Here is a 15,932-nt window from a genome sequence, read left to right as displayed (position 1 = left end):
GCATGCTCAGGAGTAGTACCGGCCCAGGGTCTCTGCCTTGAAGTCGAAGAACGTGCCGGACTCGATGGCCAGCCGGGCGTCGTCCACCATCTTCACCACGAACCGCTCGTTGTGGATGGAAATCAGGGTGGCGGACACCATTTCCTTGGCCTTGAACAGGTGGTGGATGTACGCCCGCGAATAGTTGGTGCAGGCGTAGCAGTCGCAGCCCTCCTGCAGTGGCCCGAAATCGCGCTTGTACTTGGCGCCGGAGAGGTTGAACCGGCCTTCCGGGGTGTAGAAGGCGGAGTTCCGGGCCACCCGCGTGGGGGAGACGCAGTCGAACGTGTCGGCGCCGTTTTCGATGGCCGTGAAGATGTCATCCGGTTCGGAGATGCCCAGCAGGTGCCGCGGCTTGTCCTCCGGCAGTTCCTCGTTGCACCAGCGAACGATCGTGCCCAGGTTTTCCTTCTCCAGCGCCCCGCCGATGCCGAAGCCGTCGAACGGCATGGCGCCAAGGTCGCGGCAGGCCTTCCGGCGCAGGTCCTCGTACTGGGCGCCCTGGATCACGCCGAACAGGGCCTGGTACGGCTTGCCCGCGCGGTCCTCCGTCAGGCGGAAGTGTTCCGAGATGCACCGCTCCGCCCACAGCCGGGTGCGCTCCAGCGATTCCTCCTGGTACCGCCGGGAGTTCTGCAAGGTGGTGAGCTCGTCGAACGCGAACATGATGTCCGCGCCGATCTGGTGCTGGACCCGCATGGAGATTTCGGGGGAGAACCGGTGGCGGTCGCCGTTCAGGTGGGACTTGAACCACACGCCGTCGTCATCGATGTGCGCCAGGCGCTCTTTGCCTGGGGCCACGGCGTCATCAGGCCCGGAAGTATCCACGGACTTCATGTCGATGACCTTCTTGAACCCCGAACCGAGGCTCATCACCTGGAATCCACCGGAATCAGTGAAGGTGGGGCCGGGCCAGTTCATGAAGGCACCCAGCCCGCCGGCCTCGTCCAGGATGTCAGGGCCCGGCTGCAGGTACAGGTGGTAGGCGTTGGCCAGCAGGGCCTGCGCGCCCAGGTCCGCCATTGATTCAGGCAGTACGGCCTTCACCGTGGCTTTGGTCCCGACGGCGATGAACGCCGGGGTCTGGATCTCACCGTGCGGGGTGGTGATGGTCCCGGTGCGGCCCAGGAATGCCCCGCCGTTTTCAGCCTCCTGCGCGGCCGATGGCGGGCAGGACTCCGCCAGGCGGGTGCCGACCTTGAAGGAGAACTGTGATCGGGTTTCCGGCAGGGCGAAGGCGGGGTTGGCTGGCACCGTACCAGTGTGCCAGCAATCCCCCCGCGGCCCGTAAACGCGGGCCCCGGTACGCTCAGCTGGCCGGTTCTGAGGCCGGGTAGTTCGAGGCCCGCCAGGAATCCCAGGATTGCCGGATGGCGTCGAAGGCGCCGGCGCCAAGATCGTAGGTCGAGGCGATGACGAACGAGCCATCACCCTCCTCGCGGACGTCCTTGATGGCGGGATGGTCTGCCACCACCAACAGCCCCTCGCCGTGTTCCGCGTAGCTGTGCACCGTGAGCCCCACCTGGTGGCTGGTCCGGTACCAGACTTTGCCGCTGATCTCCTCACCGGTGCCGAGCGTCAGCTGGTACGGCTCACCCGGCGCCGGGAGGTCGGAGAGCCCCAGCTTGTCGATCGCGGAGCCGTTGCCCTCGGTCAGGTGCAGGAACAGGGTGTGCCGCTTGCCGTGCGGGTGGCGTTCCAGGGCGAACCGGAGCTGCTGCAGGAAGGTCAGCCAACCCTGCGTGATGTCCTCGTCCCATGCCGCCCATTCGGAGTTGTGGTCCACCGCGCCGCGGGTGACGCTGACCCGGGTACCGTCCGCAACCGGGTGGAGCTCGAACGTGTCCCCGCCGTGCACGGTCAGGCTGGTGTGGTCCGCGGATTCCTGTACATCGGAGAAGTAGATCTCCTTGATCTCGGACTCCAGGTCTTCGGCCTGCCAGCCGTGCCACTGGGCCACCCTGGACGGTTCCCGCAGCATGGTCCAGACCTGCGGGGCGTCGGCGTTGATCACTACGCTGAGATTGTTCGTCATAGCCCCGAATGTACAACTCCGGCTACCCCCGGGGTAGGGCTAATTTCCCTTGCTGGAAGTTACCGGCAACGTGGCCCTGTGTTCAGGAGCGGACGGCCTCCAGCTCGTTGCTGATGCGCCGTTCAAGTTCGGACATGCCGATGGTTTCGGAGCCGCCGTGGGCCCGCAGGAACAGCAGGGATTCGAGCCGCAGCAGCCGCCATTCGCGCTCGGCGTCGTGGTTGGAGTTGTCGATCGAGCGGAAGATTTCCTTGTCGTACAGGTTGGGTTCATTGAGCGAGCGCTGCCGCACCTTGGCTGCCATCCGTGCCTTGAAGGCGTCCGTCTCCTGGTTTTCGGGAGTGCGGATCAGTTTCTCGTAGACCTCGGCCCGTTCGTCCTGGCCATCCTGCCGGCAGATGTAGCTGGCCAGCGCCAGGGCTGCCTCCACCGAGGTCCACCGGCCGGGGTTCCCGTCGTAGGGGAGCACGGTGATCAGGTCTGCCACCGACAGTGCGCCGTCCGCGTCCTTGAGCGTGATGAACAGTTCGTGCGCCAGGTCGCTGAGGTCCTTCAGGCAGCTGCCGGACTTGAAGTTGACCCCCTTCGAGAGCCGGTCCGCCAGGAGCAGGACGCCCTCGGCGTCTGGGTGGGCCTCCGCGGCTGCCTCCACCACGGATTCGGGGGTGCCGTCCGGGGCGGGGATGAGCGCCAGTTCCTCCTCGCCGGGCCCGGTCACCGCGGGTGGTGCCGGGGGAAGGGGAGGGACGACGACGGCGGGCGCCACGTTGAGGGGACCGGTCCCGGCGCCGGGCTGCTCCTGCGCGCCGTTCCGGGGCATCAGGGTTTCCGCGGGTGGTGCGGCCTCGGGAAGGTCCGCCGGCAGGGGGAGCTGGGTGATGTCGTCGTGCGCGCCGTCCACCACGGTGACCATGGTGCCGATGGCCACCCGCAGTGTGCCGCCGCCGGAGAGGCTGGCCAGGACCAGTGCGGGGGAGCCGAAGTCGTCGTGCTCAAGCTCCACCTGGTCGATTTCGGCAGTGCGCCGGCCGTCGGGGAGGAGGATGTGGCTGCCGGTGGTCAGAGATCCAGCCTGCTGTTCACGGTGGTGCCTGGCGGCTGGTGATTCGGTCATGGGAGTCCTTAAGTTCTCTTGCGGTCCGCCCTACAGTCTACAAAGGCGGGCACTCAAAACCGGGGACCCCCACGTCCCGGCGGGGTGGTCAGAAGCCCACGCCTGCAAACGCCAGGGCCTGCCGGATCAGGCCGCCGCGGCCGCCGGAGAACTCCATCTGCACGCCGGGGCTGAGGACTTCCTCCGGGGTCATCCAGGTCAGTTCGAGGGCGTCCTGGCGCGGCTCGCACTCGCCCGTCACCGGGATCACGTAGGCCAGCGACACGGCGTGTTGCCGCTCGTCCGTGAAGCCGGTCTGGGACGGCGCGGGGAAATATTCAGCCACGGTGAACGGCACGGGGCTCAGCGGCAGCTGCGGGAACGCCAGGGGGCCCAGGTCCTTTTCCATGTGCCGGAGCAGGGCGGCGCGGATGGTTTCGCGGTAGATCACACGGCCGGAAACCAGGGAGCGCACCATGGTCCCGTCCGCGTCCGCCTGCAACAGCGTTCCCACCTCGTTGACGTATCCCAGCGGGTCCAGCCTGACCGGTACTGCCTCTACGTACACCATGGGCAGCCGCCCGCGCGCCTCAAAGAGGTCTTCTTCGGAGAGCCAGCCGGGATTCGGGTCAGGTGTGCGCACGTTCATGCTTAAGTTCTACCCCATGGGGCGGTGCTGGGAGACCCACACCGTGGCGGGCGCGTTGGGGCTGCCCGCGTCGGGATTGGCCACATGGAGGGTGCTGCCAAACGCCTCCTCCGTCAGGCTGGCGGAGAAGCCGGCCGCGGTGAGGCGCTCCCGCAGCTGCTCCAGGCCGCCGCCGTATTCAAAGCCAAGGCCCGAGCGGGACGCTCCGGCTGCCGGCCGCACCAGGAGTACCCCGCCGTTCTTGGCCGTGAAGTCCGCGGTTTCGTCGTTGTCCGGCACGGGCCGGGGGCGGGCGCCGATGTGCAGCAGCGTGCGGACGGCACCTTCGGGGTCCTCGGTGTACCAGACCGCGGCGACGGCCAGGGCGGGATCGGCGTCGGCACACTGGGCAAAGTGGGCGGCCTTGTCCGCGAGGAAGCTGAACCCGTCCGGCGCGCTGATACGGCAGGCGTCACCGTGGTCGGCGGTAACGGGTTCGGCCGGTCCGGTGCCTTCCGCCGCTCCCTCCTGTGGGGAGTCTTCCTTGGCTGAGGCGTTGGTGCGCCTGGCGAATTCGGCAACGTCGCCCACTTCCACGGCCAGCACCGTCCGGCCGTCCTGTCCGGAACCGGCCTCGGCGGAATGGACTGCCAGCCGCCCTGAGCCCGAATCGAAAACCGTCCACCCGCCGTCGTCCTCGGTGGGGACCATTCCCAGGGCGGTGAGGAGCTGTTTCCAGGCCTCGGTGCGCGAGGTGAAATGGACGGGGCGGACTCGGAGCATGGCATTGTCCTCGGGGTTGCGGATGGGCCGGTAGGGCCATGATGCCACGTGTTGCTGTCCGGCACACGGGCCTTGTGGTACGGGATTCCACAGGCAGAATTAGGCCATGGCCAATGACCTTGAGGAACTGCTGCTGCCCGACGCTGCCGCCTGGCGTGCCTGGCTGGAAGAGAACCACGGCACCAGCCCAGGGGTGTGGCTGGTGCTGCACAAGAAGGGCGGGACGGTGACGGGCCTTGACTACGCGGCGGCCCTGGACGAAGCCCTTTGTTTTGGCTGGATCGATGGGCAAGGCAGGCGCCGGGACAGCGAAAGCGTGTTCCAGCGGATGACGCCGCGGCGCCCCCGGAGCATCTGGTCGGCCCGGAACGTGGGGCACATTGCCCGGCTGGAGGAGGCCGGGAAGATGACCGACGCCGGACGGGCCGCCGTGGCGGCGGCCAAGGCGGACGGCCGCTGGGACGCGGCCTATGGCGGGCAGGCCGACCTCCAGGTGCCGGAAGACCTGGCGGCCGCCATCGCAGCCAACCCGGCGGCGCAGGCCACCTTCGAGGTCCTGACAAAAACCAACCTGTTCGCCCTGGTGTTCAGGACCAATTCGGCGAAGCAGGCGGCCACCCGGGAACGCAGGATCGCCGGGTTCGTGGACATGCTGGCACGGGGAGAGACGCCCTATCCGCAGAAGAAGCGGCCACCGGCACGGGACTGACTGCCGGTGTATGACGTCCCCGGATTGGGTTCCCGGGAACCGGGCCGGTAAAATTGACGGTTCACTTGCGCTGGTGCCGTTCCCCTGTCCCGGGGGACGGCACTTGTGCGTTCAGCGACGGATCGACACCACCCATGCCCTTCCCACGTCCCGCGTCCATTCGTGCCGCCCTCCGGCGACCCCCCATTCTGTGGGTCCTGGCCGCCGTCGCCGTGCTGGCGCTGGCCGTTTCGCTGGTACTGGCCGGTACCGTCCAGCGGGGCTCCGGTACGCAGGAAAGCGGCCCACCAACCGCCGCGCGTCCAACGGAAGCCGCGCCGGAGGGGGATGACGTTTTCCGGCCGGCGTACCACCTCACGCCGGACGAGCACTGGATGAACGATCCGCAGCGGCCCTTTTTCCTCGACGGCCTCTGGCATTACTACTACCTCTACAACGCCGACTACCCGGAAGGGAACGGCACCGAGTGGTTCCACGCAACCAGCACGGACCTGGTGCACTGGAAGAACGAAGGGGTGGCTATTCCCAAGTTCCGCAACGGCCTGGGCGACATTGAGACCGGCTCCGCCGTGGTGGACACGGAAGGGACGGCCGGGTTTGGCAAGGGGGCCGTGATCGCGGTCCTCACCCAGCAGCACGACGGTGTCCAGCGCCAGTCCCTGTTCTACTCCACGGACAAGGGCTACGGCTTCCGGGGCTACGGGCAGAACCCGGTGATGGAGAACCCCGGCGCCGAGCACTGGCGGGACCCGCGGATCGTCCGGGACGAGGCCAATAACCAGTGGCTGATGCTCCTCGCGGAGGGCCACAAGATCGGCTTCTACACCTCCAGGGACCTCAAGCAGTGGGCCTACGTGTCCGGATTCGAGCAGGAAGGGCTGGGAATCCTGGAGTGCCCGGACTTCTTCCAGCTGGACGTCGACGGCGACCCCGCCAAGCGCACCTGGGTCCTGGCCGCGAGCGCCAACGGATCCGGGGAGGGGCGCACCACGGGCGTGGCCTACTGGACCGGCAGCTTCGACGGCAAGGCCTTCACAGCGGACGGCGGCCACCAGTGGCTCGACGGCGGACCGGACTTCTACGCGGCCGTCACCTGGGCTGGCCCGGGGCTTGACGACGCGCAGCCGATGGCGTCGCGGCACGCCATCGGCTGGATGAACAACTGGGCCTATGCCCGGAACCTTCCCACCAACGGCTGGTACGGGGCGGCCTCGGTGGTGCGGGACATCCGGCTGGCGTCCGGCGGCGGCCGGCCGGCCCTGGTGTCCTCGCCCACGGCCGCGCTCCAGTCCCTGGAAGGGGAACCGGTCCAGGTGCCCGGCGGGAGCATTGATGGCGGCCTGGCACTCCCGGTCCCGGACAGCGGCGCCTTCAAGGCCGACGTCGAGCTGGCCAAGCCCGCGGACGGGACCGGGGAGGCGCGGCTGCTGCTGCAAAGCGGCGGCACCACCTATGCCACGGTGGGCTACGATTTCGCGGCCGGCCGGGCGTTCGTGGACCGCAACGGTGACGCGGCGGCCGGCGGGAGCGGCCTGGCAGACCGGGCGGACGCCCGCGGCGAATACCGGCAGGAGCGCTCGGTGGACGCGCGGCCGGCCGGGGACACCGTCCGCCTCACCATCTACGTTGACCGGTCCTCCCTGGAGGTCTTCGTGGACGGACAAGCCCTGACCTCGCTGGTGTTTCCGCCGGCGGGACCCAAGGAAGCCCGGCTGGTGGCGGAGGGACCGGTATGGCTCAAACGCGGCACCGTTACGCCGCTGGCCGGCATCCGCTAGGCGCCGGCTGCGGCGGTGACGGCGGCCGCTGCCTCCAGCGCCATCCAGGCCTGGAGCTGGGTGGAGAGTTCGACGGCGGCGCCCGGCGGATACGTCGCGGCCGCCGGTTTGGCCGCGTGCAGCGAGAAGATGCTCGTGCCTTCCCGCCGGGCATTTGCCTCGCCGGGGCCTACGGGGCGCCGGCCGGACCATAGCGCTTCAGCGGTGTCCGTCACCAACCGTGCAGCCGTGGCGCGGGTAGCCGCGGGAAGCCGGCGGTCTGCCGCGGCGAGTGCCAGGTAACGGCAGAGAATCCCGGTGAAGAGGCCGCCGTCGCCCGTTCCTTCGCAGCGCAGCACCGAACCACCGGAGCCCGTGCCGGCTCCGTTGCTGCTGCCCGGGACGGTCAGCAGCCGCTGCACGGCGTCCACCAGGACCGCGGCCCGGGCCAGGTTCGCCTCGCCGCCCAGCTCCAGGAGTGCTCCCAGCACCGGGCCCTGGTTGTAGGTGTATACCGCCCGCTCCAGCACCACCTCTCCGGAGGGATCCAGGCGTGCGCCGTCAAGGTAGAGGGCCTGGTCCGCGTCAAAGAGCGTGGTGTCGAGCCAGTCCAGCAGGGCCTGGGCCTTGGCGTGCTGGCCGGTGCGGGCATAGAACAGGGCCACCGGCGCGGTGGCCGGGGTGTTCTTGAAGTCGCGTTTCTTGCTCCAGAAAGTCCCGCCGCCCAGGTCATCGGTGCAGGCGGCGTCGAACTGCAGCGCCAGCGACGCCCGGACCACGGCGTTGCGGCGGCGGCCAGGACGACGGGTTTCCTCGGCCAGCCTGTCCAGGCGGAGCGTTGCCAGCGCCAGCCACGCCATGTCGTCGTAGTAGCTGTTCACGAAAGTCAGGGCGTTGCGGAGCCTGATCCCGGTGACCAGGCGCGAGGCCAAGTGCCCGGCGCTGGGCCGGCCCGGGCCGTCGAACCGGGCCGCCGGGGTGGCTCCGCCGCCCAGTTCCCGCCGCCCGGCGTCCACCAGGCAGTCAACGTAGTGCGCCTGCCACCAGTAGTGCCAGGGGAGGGCCAGCGATGCGGCAGGCCGCATCCGGCGGAGTGCGGTACGCCATCGCGGCGCTGGCTGGGTGCCCGGCTCCTGCTCCGGCGTTGAGGGGGTGGGCGGTCCGGCCGGGTGCCTGCCCTGCCACAGCACTGCGCCCAGGTGGGTTCCGGGCAGGAACAGCAGTTTCCGGCCGAACAGGGCGGTCACGGACCGGGCCGCGTGGTTCGCCCTGTCCTGCCAGGCGGTCAAGGAGGTGCTGCTGGACGTCATGCCGTCCACCCTAACCGTGCCGCCGGCACCAGGGAGGGCAGGGCCTCGGGGGTGAGTGCGGCGGCGCGGGATTTCAGTTAACATTCATTAACTGTTGCTCGGGTCGCGCCGCGGCATGGGGACACACATCAAGGAGGATGGATGGACATCAAAGGCAGCGTCGCACTGGTGACAGGCGGGGCGTCCGGGCTGGGAGCAGCCACCGCGCAGAGATTGTTCGACGCCGGCGCATCCGTCGTGCTCGTTGACCTGCCGTCCTCGGGCGGACAGGCAGTGGCGGACGAACTGAACGGCCGCGCCGCAGCCGGCCAGTCCGCCGTCTTTGCCCCCGCAGACGTGACCAGCGAGGCCGACGTGCGGGCCGCCGTCGGGACCGCCGCGGGGCTGGGCCCGCTCCGGATCGTGGTGAACTGCGCAGGGATCGCCACCCCCGGCAAGGTCCTGGGACGGGACGGTGTGCTGGCCCTGGAATCCTTCAGCAAGGTCATCCAGGTCAACCTGGTGGGGACCTTCAATGTCCTGCGCCTGGCCGCCGAAGCGATGGCGGCCACCGCGCCCGCCACCACCCCGCTGGGCGGCCCGGAACGCGGCGTCATCATCAACACCGCCTCCGTGGCGGCCTTCGACGGACAGATCGGCCAGCCCGCGTATGCCGCCTCCAAGGGCGCCGTGGCCGCCATGACGCTGCCGATCGCCAGGGAACTGGCGCGCTCGCTGGTCCGGGTGGTCACCATCGCCCCGGGCATCTTCGAGACCCCTATGATGGCCGGCCTGTCGCAGGAGGCGCAGGACTCGCTCGGCGCCCAGGTTCCGCACCCGTCCCGGCTGGGCAAGCCCGCGGAATATGCCAACCTGGTGGCACATATTGTGGACAACGCCATGCTGAACGGCGAAACCATCCGCCTGGACGGCGCTATCCGGATGGCGCCGAAATGAGCGCGCCGGACGTTCCGCAGCTGCCGGCGGCGGACTTCTTCGCCGTCGAAGCGATGCTGGACGAGGCTGAACGGAACAAGCTCGCCGAGCTGCGGGACTTCCTGGCGGCCGAGGTGGCGCCGTACGCGGGGGATTGGTGGAACAAGGCCGAGTTTCCCGCCCATATCCTCCCCAAGCTGGCCACGCTGGAGCTGAGCACACCGGTCCACCGCGGCTACAGCCATCTTTTTGCCGGGCTGGTCATCGCGGAGATCACCCGCGTGGATACCTCCCTGGCCACGTTCTTCCTGGTCCATCACGACCTCTTCGTGGAATCGCTGCACACCTTCGGCACGGAGGACCAGAAGCAGCGGCTGCTGGCCGACGCCTCGGAGCTGCGCACTACGGGTGCCTTCGCGCTGACCGAACCGCTGCACGGCTCGGATGTGGCGGGCGGCCTGGAGACCCGGGCCCGGCGGATCTCCTCCACCACGGGAGAAGCGGACAACTCCGGCGATACGTGGGTGCTCAACGGGGCCAAGCGCTGGATCGGCAACGGGACGTTCTGCGACTACATGCTGGTGTGGGCCCGGGATGAGGCGGACGGTTCGGTGCGCGGCTTCATTGTGGACGCAACGCTGCCGGGAGTCAGCCGGAGCAGGATCGAGAACAAGATCGCCCTGCGCACCGTCCAGAACGCGGACATCCAGTTCCGCGATGTCAGGGTTGCCGAGGCGGACCGCTTCGCCGGGATCAGCAGCTTCGAGGACACCAAGGAACTGCTCCGCAGCTCACGGATCATGGTGGCGTGGCAGGCGGTGGGCCAGCAGCTCGCAGCCTTCGACGTGGCCCGGCAATACGCGGTGGAGCGGCAGCAATTCGGCCGGCCGCTGGCCCACTTCCAGTTGATCCAGCAGCAGCTGGTGACCATGCTGGGGAACGCCGTGGCCAGCATGTCCATGATGGCCGGGCTCGCCCGGCTGCAGGAGCAGGGGGCCGCCAACATGCCGCAGGTGGCCCTGGCCAAGTCCTACCTCAGCGCCCGCATGCGCGAAACCGTGGCGCTGGGCCGCTCCATCCTGGGCGGCAACGGGATTGTTACCGACTACCGGATGGCCAAGATCTTCGCCGATGCCGAGGCCATCTACACCTACGAGGGCTCGTTCGAGGTCAACACCCTGATCGTGGGAAGGGCCATCACTGGAATCTCCGCCATCGGTGGTTGAGCCGGTCGAAACCCTTACCGGCTGGGGTACGGCTCTTTCTCGCCGGCTTCCACCCGGATGTCGAGGCTGTTGTTCTTCACGGGCATGGGGCAGGTGCCGTAAGGGGTGAAGGCGCTGGGGTAATTGATGGCCCGGTTGAAGTCCAGCACTACGGACCCGTCCGGCCGCGGCCTGGGGAGGGAGAGTTTCCGCCACTCGTCCGTGGTGTCGCCGTTGGTTTCGTCGTGGAACGTGACGGTCAGGGCGCCGAGCTCTTCTTCCTCCGCCTGGAGCCGGAACTCATGGCTGCTTCCCGGGAGGCGGAAGACCACCTCGCCTACGCTGCGGTGCACGCCGTCAACCAGCGGGTTCGCGGTGCCGATCGGCACATCCACCGGCGCCGGGTAGGGCTCAAACCTTCCGGTGACCTCCCAGTCGGGGTTGTACGGAAAGGTAGGCACGCCGTCGAATTCCGTGAAGGCCGGTGATGCAGCGTCCCGGGTGCGGATCGCATACCGGCCGCCGCGCATGGCCAGTTCCACCACTACCTGGTCCCCGTCCGGGCCGCCGAACTGCACCCACATCAGTGATTCCTCGTCCGCCAGGACGGCGGATACGGTGCCGTCCACCTTTTCCCCTGTCTCCACCAGCGTGAGCCCGTCCGCCGGAACCGCGGTGAGGAACGCCGTCGAGCCCGTGGCGTCAGTGGACCACAGGCCGGGGGCCGGCTCGATGGCGGAAGGTGAGTCTTCGAGCCACTGGAAGGAGGTGAGGGTAAGCCAGCCGTGCGGCGCTGCCAGGGCTTTGTTGCGGTTGGCGCGGAAGCGCTGCCAGCGCTCGGCCCTGGCGGCGTGGGTGGTGGCTGGGGTGGTGGTCATGGTTCCTTCCAGTTGCGTATGCCTTCGGCTACAACCGGATCGCGGACGTGTTCATTCCGCCGCTGAATCCTTTGTCCGGGGTTGAATGGAGTGGTGGACATCCTTGCGGGAGTGAATCGGGAGTGGCTTGCCGCGCTCCCCTGGCTGGCGGCCGTCCTTGCCGCCGCGGTCGTCCTGGCGTGGCGCCAGCGGCGGCCGGACCTCGCAGCACCTGCCGCCGTCGCCGTCTTCATGGCAGCCAACGTGGGCGCCGGCATCTACGTCCTGAACCACCTCGCGGACGGGCGCTGGGGCGGGGACGCGCAGGCGAAACTCGCCCCGCCCACACTCTCCGGAACCCCCGTGGTGGGCCAGTTCCTGCAGCCGCTCGACGGAGCCATGGCAGGCATGGCCGGCGGGGTAAACGATTTCATCGACTTCCGGGCCGCGCTGCCGGTGGCACTGGACTTCTTCGCGGCCGCCGGATGGGCGCTGGCACTCCTGGTGCCGCTGCTGCTCACCGCTGCCGTGGTCCAGGCCGGGAAGGCCCGGCGCCGCACGGCGGAGGCAGCCGCCTGGCAGGACGAGGTGCGGAACCTACGGGCTGAACTCGACGCCGTCAAACGGCATGTGGGGTACCGCGACATCTTGTGAGACGGATTCCACTGAGGCGAGGCACCGGGGGTAGCATCTTTAGCTAGTAACGTGGCTCACAGTATCCAGCGCAGTGTACGAGCCAAGTCCGAATCCCTCGAAAGATTGTTTCCATGGCTCACACTGCAACACCTCCCGAGACCGACCTTGCCTCCGAACTGCGCGCGGATGTCCGGCGCGTGTCCACCCTGCTGGGCGAATCGCTGGTCCGCCAGCACGGGCCGGAACTCCTGGACCTCGTGGAGCAGGTCCGGCTCCTGACCAAGGAATCCAAGGAAGCAGCGCGCGGCGGTGCGCACGCCACCGGCCCCTGGAGCGCGCACGACGTCGTTGCCCAGGTCCGCGAACTCCTCGGTTCCCTGCCCATCGAGCAGGCAACCGACCTGGTGCGTGCCTTTGCCTTCTACTTCCACCTCGCCAACGCCGCCGAACAGGTCCACCGCGTCCGCGGACTCCGTACCCGGGCCGAAAAGGACGGCTGGCTGGCCAAGACGGTGGCGGACATCGCGGCCCAGGCCGGTCCGGAGGTGCTGCAGGAAGTAGTCAACGGGCTGGACGTGCGGCCCATCTTCACCGCCCACCCCACCGAAGCGTCCCGCCGTTCCGTCCTGGACAAGATCCGGAAGCTTTCCGATGTCCTGTCCCAGTCCACAGCCGAAGGGTCCACCGGCCGGCGCCGGCAGGACCGGCAGCTGGCCGAGATCATCGACCAGATGTGGCAGACCGACGAGCTGCGCCAGGTCCGGCCCACCCCCGTGGATGAGGCCCGGAACGCCATCTACTACCTGGGCGGCATCCTCACCGACGCCATGCCGGAAATGCTGTCGGAGCTGTCCGAGCTGCTCGGGGAACACGGCGTCAGCCTCGCCTCCAAGGACGCCCCCATCAGGTTTGGCTCCTGGATCGGCGGTGACCGCGACGGCAACCCGAACGTGACCGCGGCCGTGACCCGCGAGATCCTCCAGATCCAGAACCAAAACGCCATCCGGATCAGCATCGGCATGATCGACGAGCTGATTTCCATCCTGTCCAACTCCACGGCGCTGGCGGGCGCTGACCCGGGGCTCCTTGAGTCCATTGATGAGGACCTGAAGAAGCTGCCGGGCCTGGACAAGCGGGTCCTGGAACTCAACGCCCAGGAACCGTACCGGCTGAAGCTCACCTGCATCAAGGCCAAGCTCATCAACACCGGCAAGCGGGTGGCGGCAAACTCCAACCACGAGCACGGCCGCGACTACAACGCAACCGATGAACTCCTGGCTGACCTGAACCTGCTGGAGCTCTCGCTCCGCAACCACTCCGCGGCGCTGGCGGCGGACGGCTCCCTGGCCCGCGTCCGCCGCGCCATCGCCTCCTTCGGCCTGCACCTGGCCACCCTGGATATCCGTGAACACGCGGACCACCACCACGACGCCGTCGGCCAGCTGATGGACCGGATCGGCGGACCGGGGCTCCGCTACGCCGAGCTGAGCCGGGAGGAACGATTCGAGGTGCTCGGCTCGGAGCTGGCTTCCCGCCGCCCGCTGTCCGGCCACCCGATCAAGCTGGACGGCGCCGCCGACGGCACCTACGACGTCTTCCGCGAGATCCGCCGGGCCCTGCGCATGTACGGTCCGGACGTCATCGAGACCTACATCATCTCCATGACCCGCGGCGCCGACGACGTCCTGGCCGCCGCCGTGCTGGCCCGCGAGGCCGGCCTGGTGAACCTCTTTGGCGACAAGCCCTACGCCAAGCTCGGGTTCGCGCCGCTGCTGGAGACGGTGGAGGAACTCCGGGCCTCGGCCGAGATCATCGACCAGCTGCTCTCCGACCCCTCCTACCGGGAGCTGGTGCGGCTGCGCGGGGACGTCCAGGAAGTGATGCTGGGCTACTCGGACTCCAACAAGGAATCCGGCGTGATGACCAGCCAGTGGGAGATCCATAAGACCCAGCGCAAGCTTCGCGACGTCGCGGCCAAGCACGGCGTGCGCGTCCGCCTGTTCCACGGCCGCGGCGGCTCGGTGGGACGCGGCGGCGGGCCCACCTACGACGCCATCCTGGCCCAGCCCAACGGTGTCCTCGAAGGCGAAATCAAGTTCACCGAACAAGGCGAAGTCATCTCGGACAAGTACTCCCTGCCGGAGCTTGCCCGCGAAAACCTGGAGCTGTCCCTGGCCGCCGTCCTGCAGGGGTCGGCCCTGCACCGGGACCCGCGGACCTCCGAGGACCAGCGCGAGCGCTACGGGCACGTCATGGAGGCCATCTCCGACGCCGCCTTTGACCGGTACCGGAAGCTGATCGACCACCCGGACCTGCCTGCCTACTTCATGGCCTCCACCCCGGTGGAGCAGCTGGGCTCCCTGAATATCGGTTCCCGCCCGTCGAAGCGGCCGGATTCCGGTGCCGGGCTGGGTGGCCTGCGTGCCATCCCGTGGGTGTTCGGCTGGACCCAGTCACGGCAGATCGTGCCCGGCTGGTTCGGTGTGGGGTCCGGGCTTAAGGCCGCCCGCGAGGCCGGCCACTCCGCGCAGTTGGTGGAAATGATGGACCACTGGCACTTCTTCCGCTCCGTGCTGTCCAACGTGGAAATGACGCTCGCCAAGACGGACATGGACATCGCCGGCTACTACGTGTCCACCCTCGTCCCGGAGGAACTCCACCATCTCTTCCGCACCATCCGGGAGGAATACGAACTCACCGTTGCCGAGGTCCGCAAGCTCACCGGTGAAAACCTGCTCCTGGATGCCCAGCCCACGCTGAAGCGGTCTCTGGAGATCCGCGACCAGTACCTGGATCCGATCAGCTACCTCCAGGTGGAACTCCTGCGCCGCATCCGCACCGAGGGCGGGATCAGCGGGGCCGAGATCGACGAACGCCTCCAGCGGGCCATGCTCATCACCGTCAACGGCGTCGCCGCGGGCCTGCGCAATACCGGGTAACCCCCGGTTGCTCCATCACTTGTGGTCCCTAACAGGCGCTGTTAGGGACCACAAGTGATAGGGCGTCTTCGGTGTTTGGATAGGGTTGGGAGCATGCCTTCCTTCCAGACCCGCCTCAAGATCACCGGGCTCCGGCCAGGGAATCCGCCCGAGTCCGTCATGGACGCGGCCGTGGAGGCGCTGGGCACCCGGCACCACGTGGAGGCACACCAGCTGCAGATCGCCGGCGGCGTGCCGCAGCTCAACCTGCGTTTTCTCGTGGAAGCCAGCGAGTACAGCGGTGAGAACCGCCAGGCGGTGGAATCGGCAGCCATGATGCGCGACGCCGTCGAACGAGTTGCGCTGACAGGTTCACTCAGCGTGCTGCGGCGCAGCCGCGGCAAGTGGCTGCCGGTCTAGCCTGCGTCGGGGAGGGGCTCGTCCTCCACCGGGGACCGGTCGCCGCGGCGCCGGGTGACGATGATGCCCACGACGGCGCCGATCACCAGGCCGACGGCCACGCCAATGAGGGAGCTGGCCCAGAACGGCAGCTTGGTGGTTGAGCCGGTGAAGTAGCCCAGGCCTACCAGCCAGCAGGCCCACAGGACGGCGCCCAGGCCCGCACACAGGCTGAAACCGCGCACAGAGACGTTTGCCACGCCGGAGGCTGCCGAAGTGGCGAGCCGGCCGCCGGGGATGAACCTGGCGCCGATGATGGTGCCATAGGTCGACGACCGCCCGGCCTTGGCCAGTGCCGCATGGATGCCGGCGTGCACCCGGCGGCCCCATTTCCAGCGGTCCAGTACGTGGCTGAGGCGGCGGCGGAACAGGTGGAACACCACCATGTCGCCGATCCAGGACGCCAGGGCGGCGAGCAGCAGGACGAGGAACACGTTGGCCCGGCCGTCCGCGGACAATGCGCCGCCGGTAATCACCACCATCTCCGAGGGGATGGGCGGGAAAATGGCGTCGCCAACCACCAGCGGGATGACCCAGAAATAGAGGGCCGTCCCCCAGCTGTCAACGCTGCCGAAGTCCATTGCCACA

General features: G+C 68.4%; 15 protein-coding genes. 7 read left to right on the top strand and 8 right to left on the bottom strand.

Features of this window, described 5'->3' with window-relative positions:
• Nucleotides 1–6: 6 nt before the first annotated feature.
• The 5 genes from tgt to PV772_RS06795 all read right to left on the bottom strand — a co-directional run bounded on the left by tgt (nucleotide 7) and on the right by PV772_RS06795 (nucleotide 4,578).
• Nucleotides 7–1,293, bottom strand: a complete 1,287-nt coding sequence (tgt, locus tag PV772_RS06815; protein WP_141180707.1) for a tRNA guanosine(34) transglycosylase Tgt — start codon at nucleotides 1,291–1,293, stop codon at nucleotides 7–9.
• Between the two features lie 55 nt (nucleotides 1,294–1,348).
• On the bottom strand, nucleotides 1,349–2,074 hold the full coding sequence (locus PV772_RS06810) for an SRPBCC domain-containing protein (protein ID WP_141180708.1): 726 nt from the start codon (nucleotides 2,072–2,074) through the stop codon (nucleotides 1,349–1,351).
• 82 nt (nucleotides 2,075–2,156) lie between these two features.
• The gene (locus PV772_RS06805) at nucleotides 2,157–3,188 is read right to left on the bottom strand and encodes a DUF6707 family protein (RefSeq protein ID WP_141180709.1); all 1,032 of its coding nucleotides are present in this window, start codon (nucleotides 3,186–3,188) and stop codon (nucleotides 2,157–2,159) included.
• Between the two features lie 88 nt (nucleotides 3,189–3,276).
• On the bottom strand, nucleotides 3,277–3,816 hold the full coding sequence (locus PV772_RS06800; protein ID WP_141158190.1) for an NUDIX hydrolase family protein: 540 nt from the start codon (nucleotides 3,814–3,816) through the stop codon (nucleotides 3,277–3,279).
• A 9-nt stretch (nucleotides 3,817–3,825) separates the two neighbouring features.
• Nucleotides 3,826–4,578, bottom strand: a complete 753-nt coding sequence (locus PV772_RS06795; RefSeq protein WP_141183258.1) for a VOC family protein — start codon at nucleotides 4,576–4,578, stop codon at nucleotides 3,826–3,828.
• A 106-nt stretch (nucleotides 4,579–4,684) separates the two neighbouring features.
• On the opposite strand from PV772_RS06795, the gene PV772_RS06790 reads away from it, so the two are divergent.
• Together PV772_RS06790 and PV772_RS06785 are read left to right on the top strand one after the other, a co-directional pair.
• Nucleotides 4,685–5,287 (top strand): YdeI/OmpD-associated family protein, encoded by a 603-nt coding sequence (locus tag PV772_RS06790; RefSeq protein ID WP_347885723.1) that lies wholly within the window; start codon nucleotides 4,685–4,687, stop codon nucleotides 5,285–5,287.
• A gap of 134 nt (nucleotides 5,288–5,421) precedes the next feature.
• On the top strand, nucleotides 5,422–7,065 hold the full coding sequence (locus tag PV772_RS06785; protein WP_347885722.1) for a glycoside hydrolase family 32 protein: 1,644 nt from the start codon (nucleotides 5,422–5,424) through the stop codon (nucleotides 7,063–7,065).
• On the opposite strand, the gene PV772_RS06780 is transcribed toward PV772_RS06785, so the two are convergent.
• Complete coding sequence (locus tag PV772_RS06780) at nucleotides 7,062–8,354, bottom strand: glycoside hydrolase family 76 protein (RefSeq protein WP_347885721.1); 1,293 nt, start codon at nucleotides 8,352–8,354, stop codon at nucleotides 7,062–7,064. The genes PV772_RS06785 and PV772_RS06780 overlap by 4 nt on opposite strands.
• Nucleotides 8,355–8,495: 141 nt before the next feature.
• Here PV772_RS06780 and PV772_RS06775 point away from each other — a divergent pair, with 141 nt between their 5' ends.
• The gene (locus PV772_RS06775) at nucleotides 8,496–9,290 is read left to right on the top strand and encodes an SDR family NAD(P)-dependent oxidoreductase (RefSeq protein WP_347885720.1); all 795 of its coding nucleotides are present in this window, start codon (nucleotides 8,496–8,498) and stop codon (nucleotides 9,288–9,290) included.
• The gene (locus tag PV772_RS06770; protein WP_347885719.1) at nucleotides 9,287–10,495 is read left to right on the top strand and encodes an acyl-CoA dehydrogenase family protein; all 1,209 of its coding nucleotides are present in this window, start codon (nucleotides 9,287–9,289) and stop codon (nucleotides 10,493–10,495) included. Before PV772_RS06775 ends, PV772_RS06770 begins: the two co-directional genes overlap by 4 nt.
• A gap of 14 nt (nucleotides 10,496–10,509) precedes the next feature.
• Here PV772_RS06770 and PV772_RS06765 read toward each other — a convergent pair whose 3' ends face one another.
• On the bottom strand, nucleotides 10,510–11,352 hold the full coding sequence (locus PV772_RS06765) for a DUF1684 domain-containing protein (RefSeq protein ID WP_347885718.1): 843 nt from the start codon (nucleotides 11,350–11,352) through the stop codon (nucleotides 10,510–10,512).
• A gap of 93 nt (nucleotides 11,353–11,445) precedes the next feature.
• On the opposite strand from PV772_RS06765, the gene PV772_RS06760 reads away from it, so the two are divergent.
• The 3 genes from PV772_RS06760 (at nucleotide 11,446) to PV772_RS06750 (ending at nucleotide 15,305) form a co-directional block, all read left to right on the top strand.
• Nucleotides 11,446–11,985, top strand: coding sequence for a hypothetical protein (locus PV772_RS06760; RefSeq protein ID WP_347885717.1), 540 nt, complete (start codon nucleotides 11,446–11,448; stop codon nucleotides 11,983–11,985).
• A 113-nt stretch (nucleotides 11,986–12,098) separates the two neighbouring features.
• A complete protein-coding gene (ppc, locus tag PV772_RS06755; RefSeq protein WP_347885716.1) occupies nucleotides 12,099–14,906 on the top strand; it encodes a phosphoenolpyruvate carboxylase in 2,808 nt (935 codons plus the stop codon).
• A 93-nt stretch (nucleotides 14,907–14,999) separates the two neighbouring features.
• The gene (locus PV772_RS06750; RefSeq protein ID WP_141158180.1) at nucleotides 15,000–15,305 is read left to right on the top strand and encodes a hypothetical protein; all 306 of its coding nucleotides are present in this window, start codon (nucleotides 15,000–15,002) and stop codon (nucleotides 15,303–15,305) included.
• Here the strand turns inward: PV772_RS06750 and PV772_RS06745 are convergent.
• Nucleotides 15,302–15,925 (bottom strand): VTT domain-containing protein, encoded by a 624-nt coding sequence (locus PV772_RS06745; protein WP_141180718.1) that lies wholly within the window; start codon nucleotides 15,923–15,925, stop codon nucleotides 15,302–15,304. The genes PV772_RS06750 and PV772_RS06745 overlap by 4 nt on opposite strands.
• Nucleotides 15,926–15,932 lie beyond the last annotated feature (7 nt).

Origin of the sequence: Pseudarthrobacter sp. CC12 (assembly GCF_039907755.1) — a bacterium.
Taxonomy (GTDB): Bacteria; Actinomycetota; Actinomycetes; order Actinomycetales; family Micrococcaceae; genus Arthrobacter; species Arthrobacter niigatensis.
Note: the sequence above shows the minus strand (reverse complement) of the source record. Positions and strands in the feature narration are given on the sequence as shown.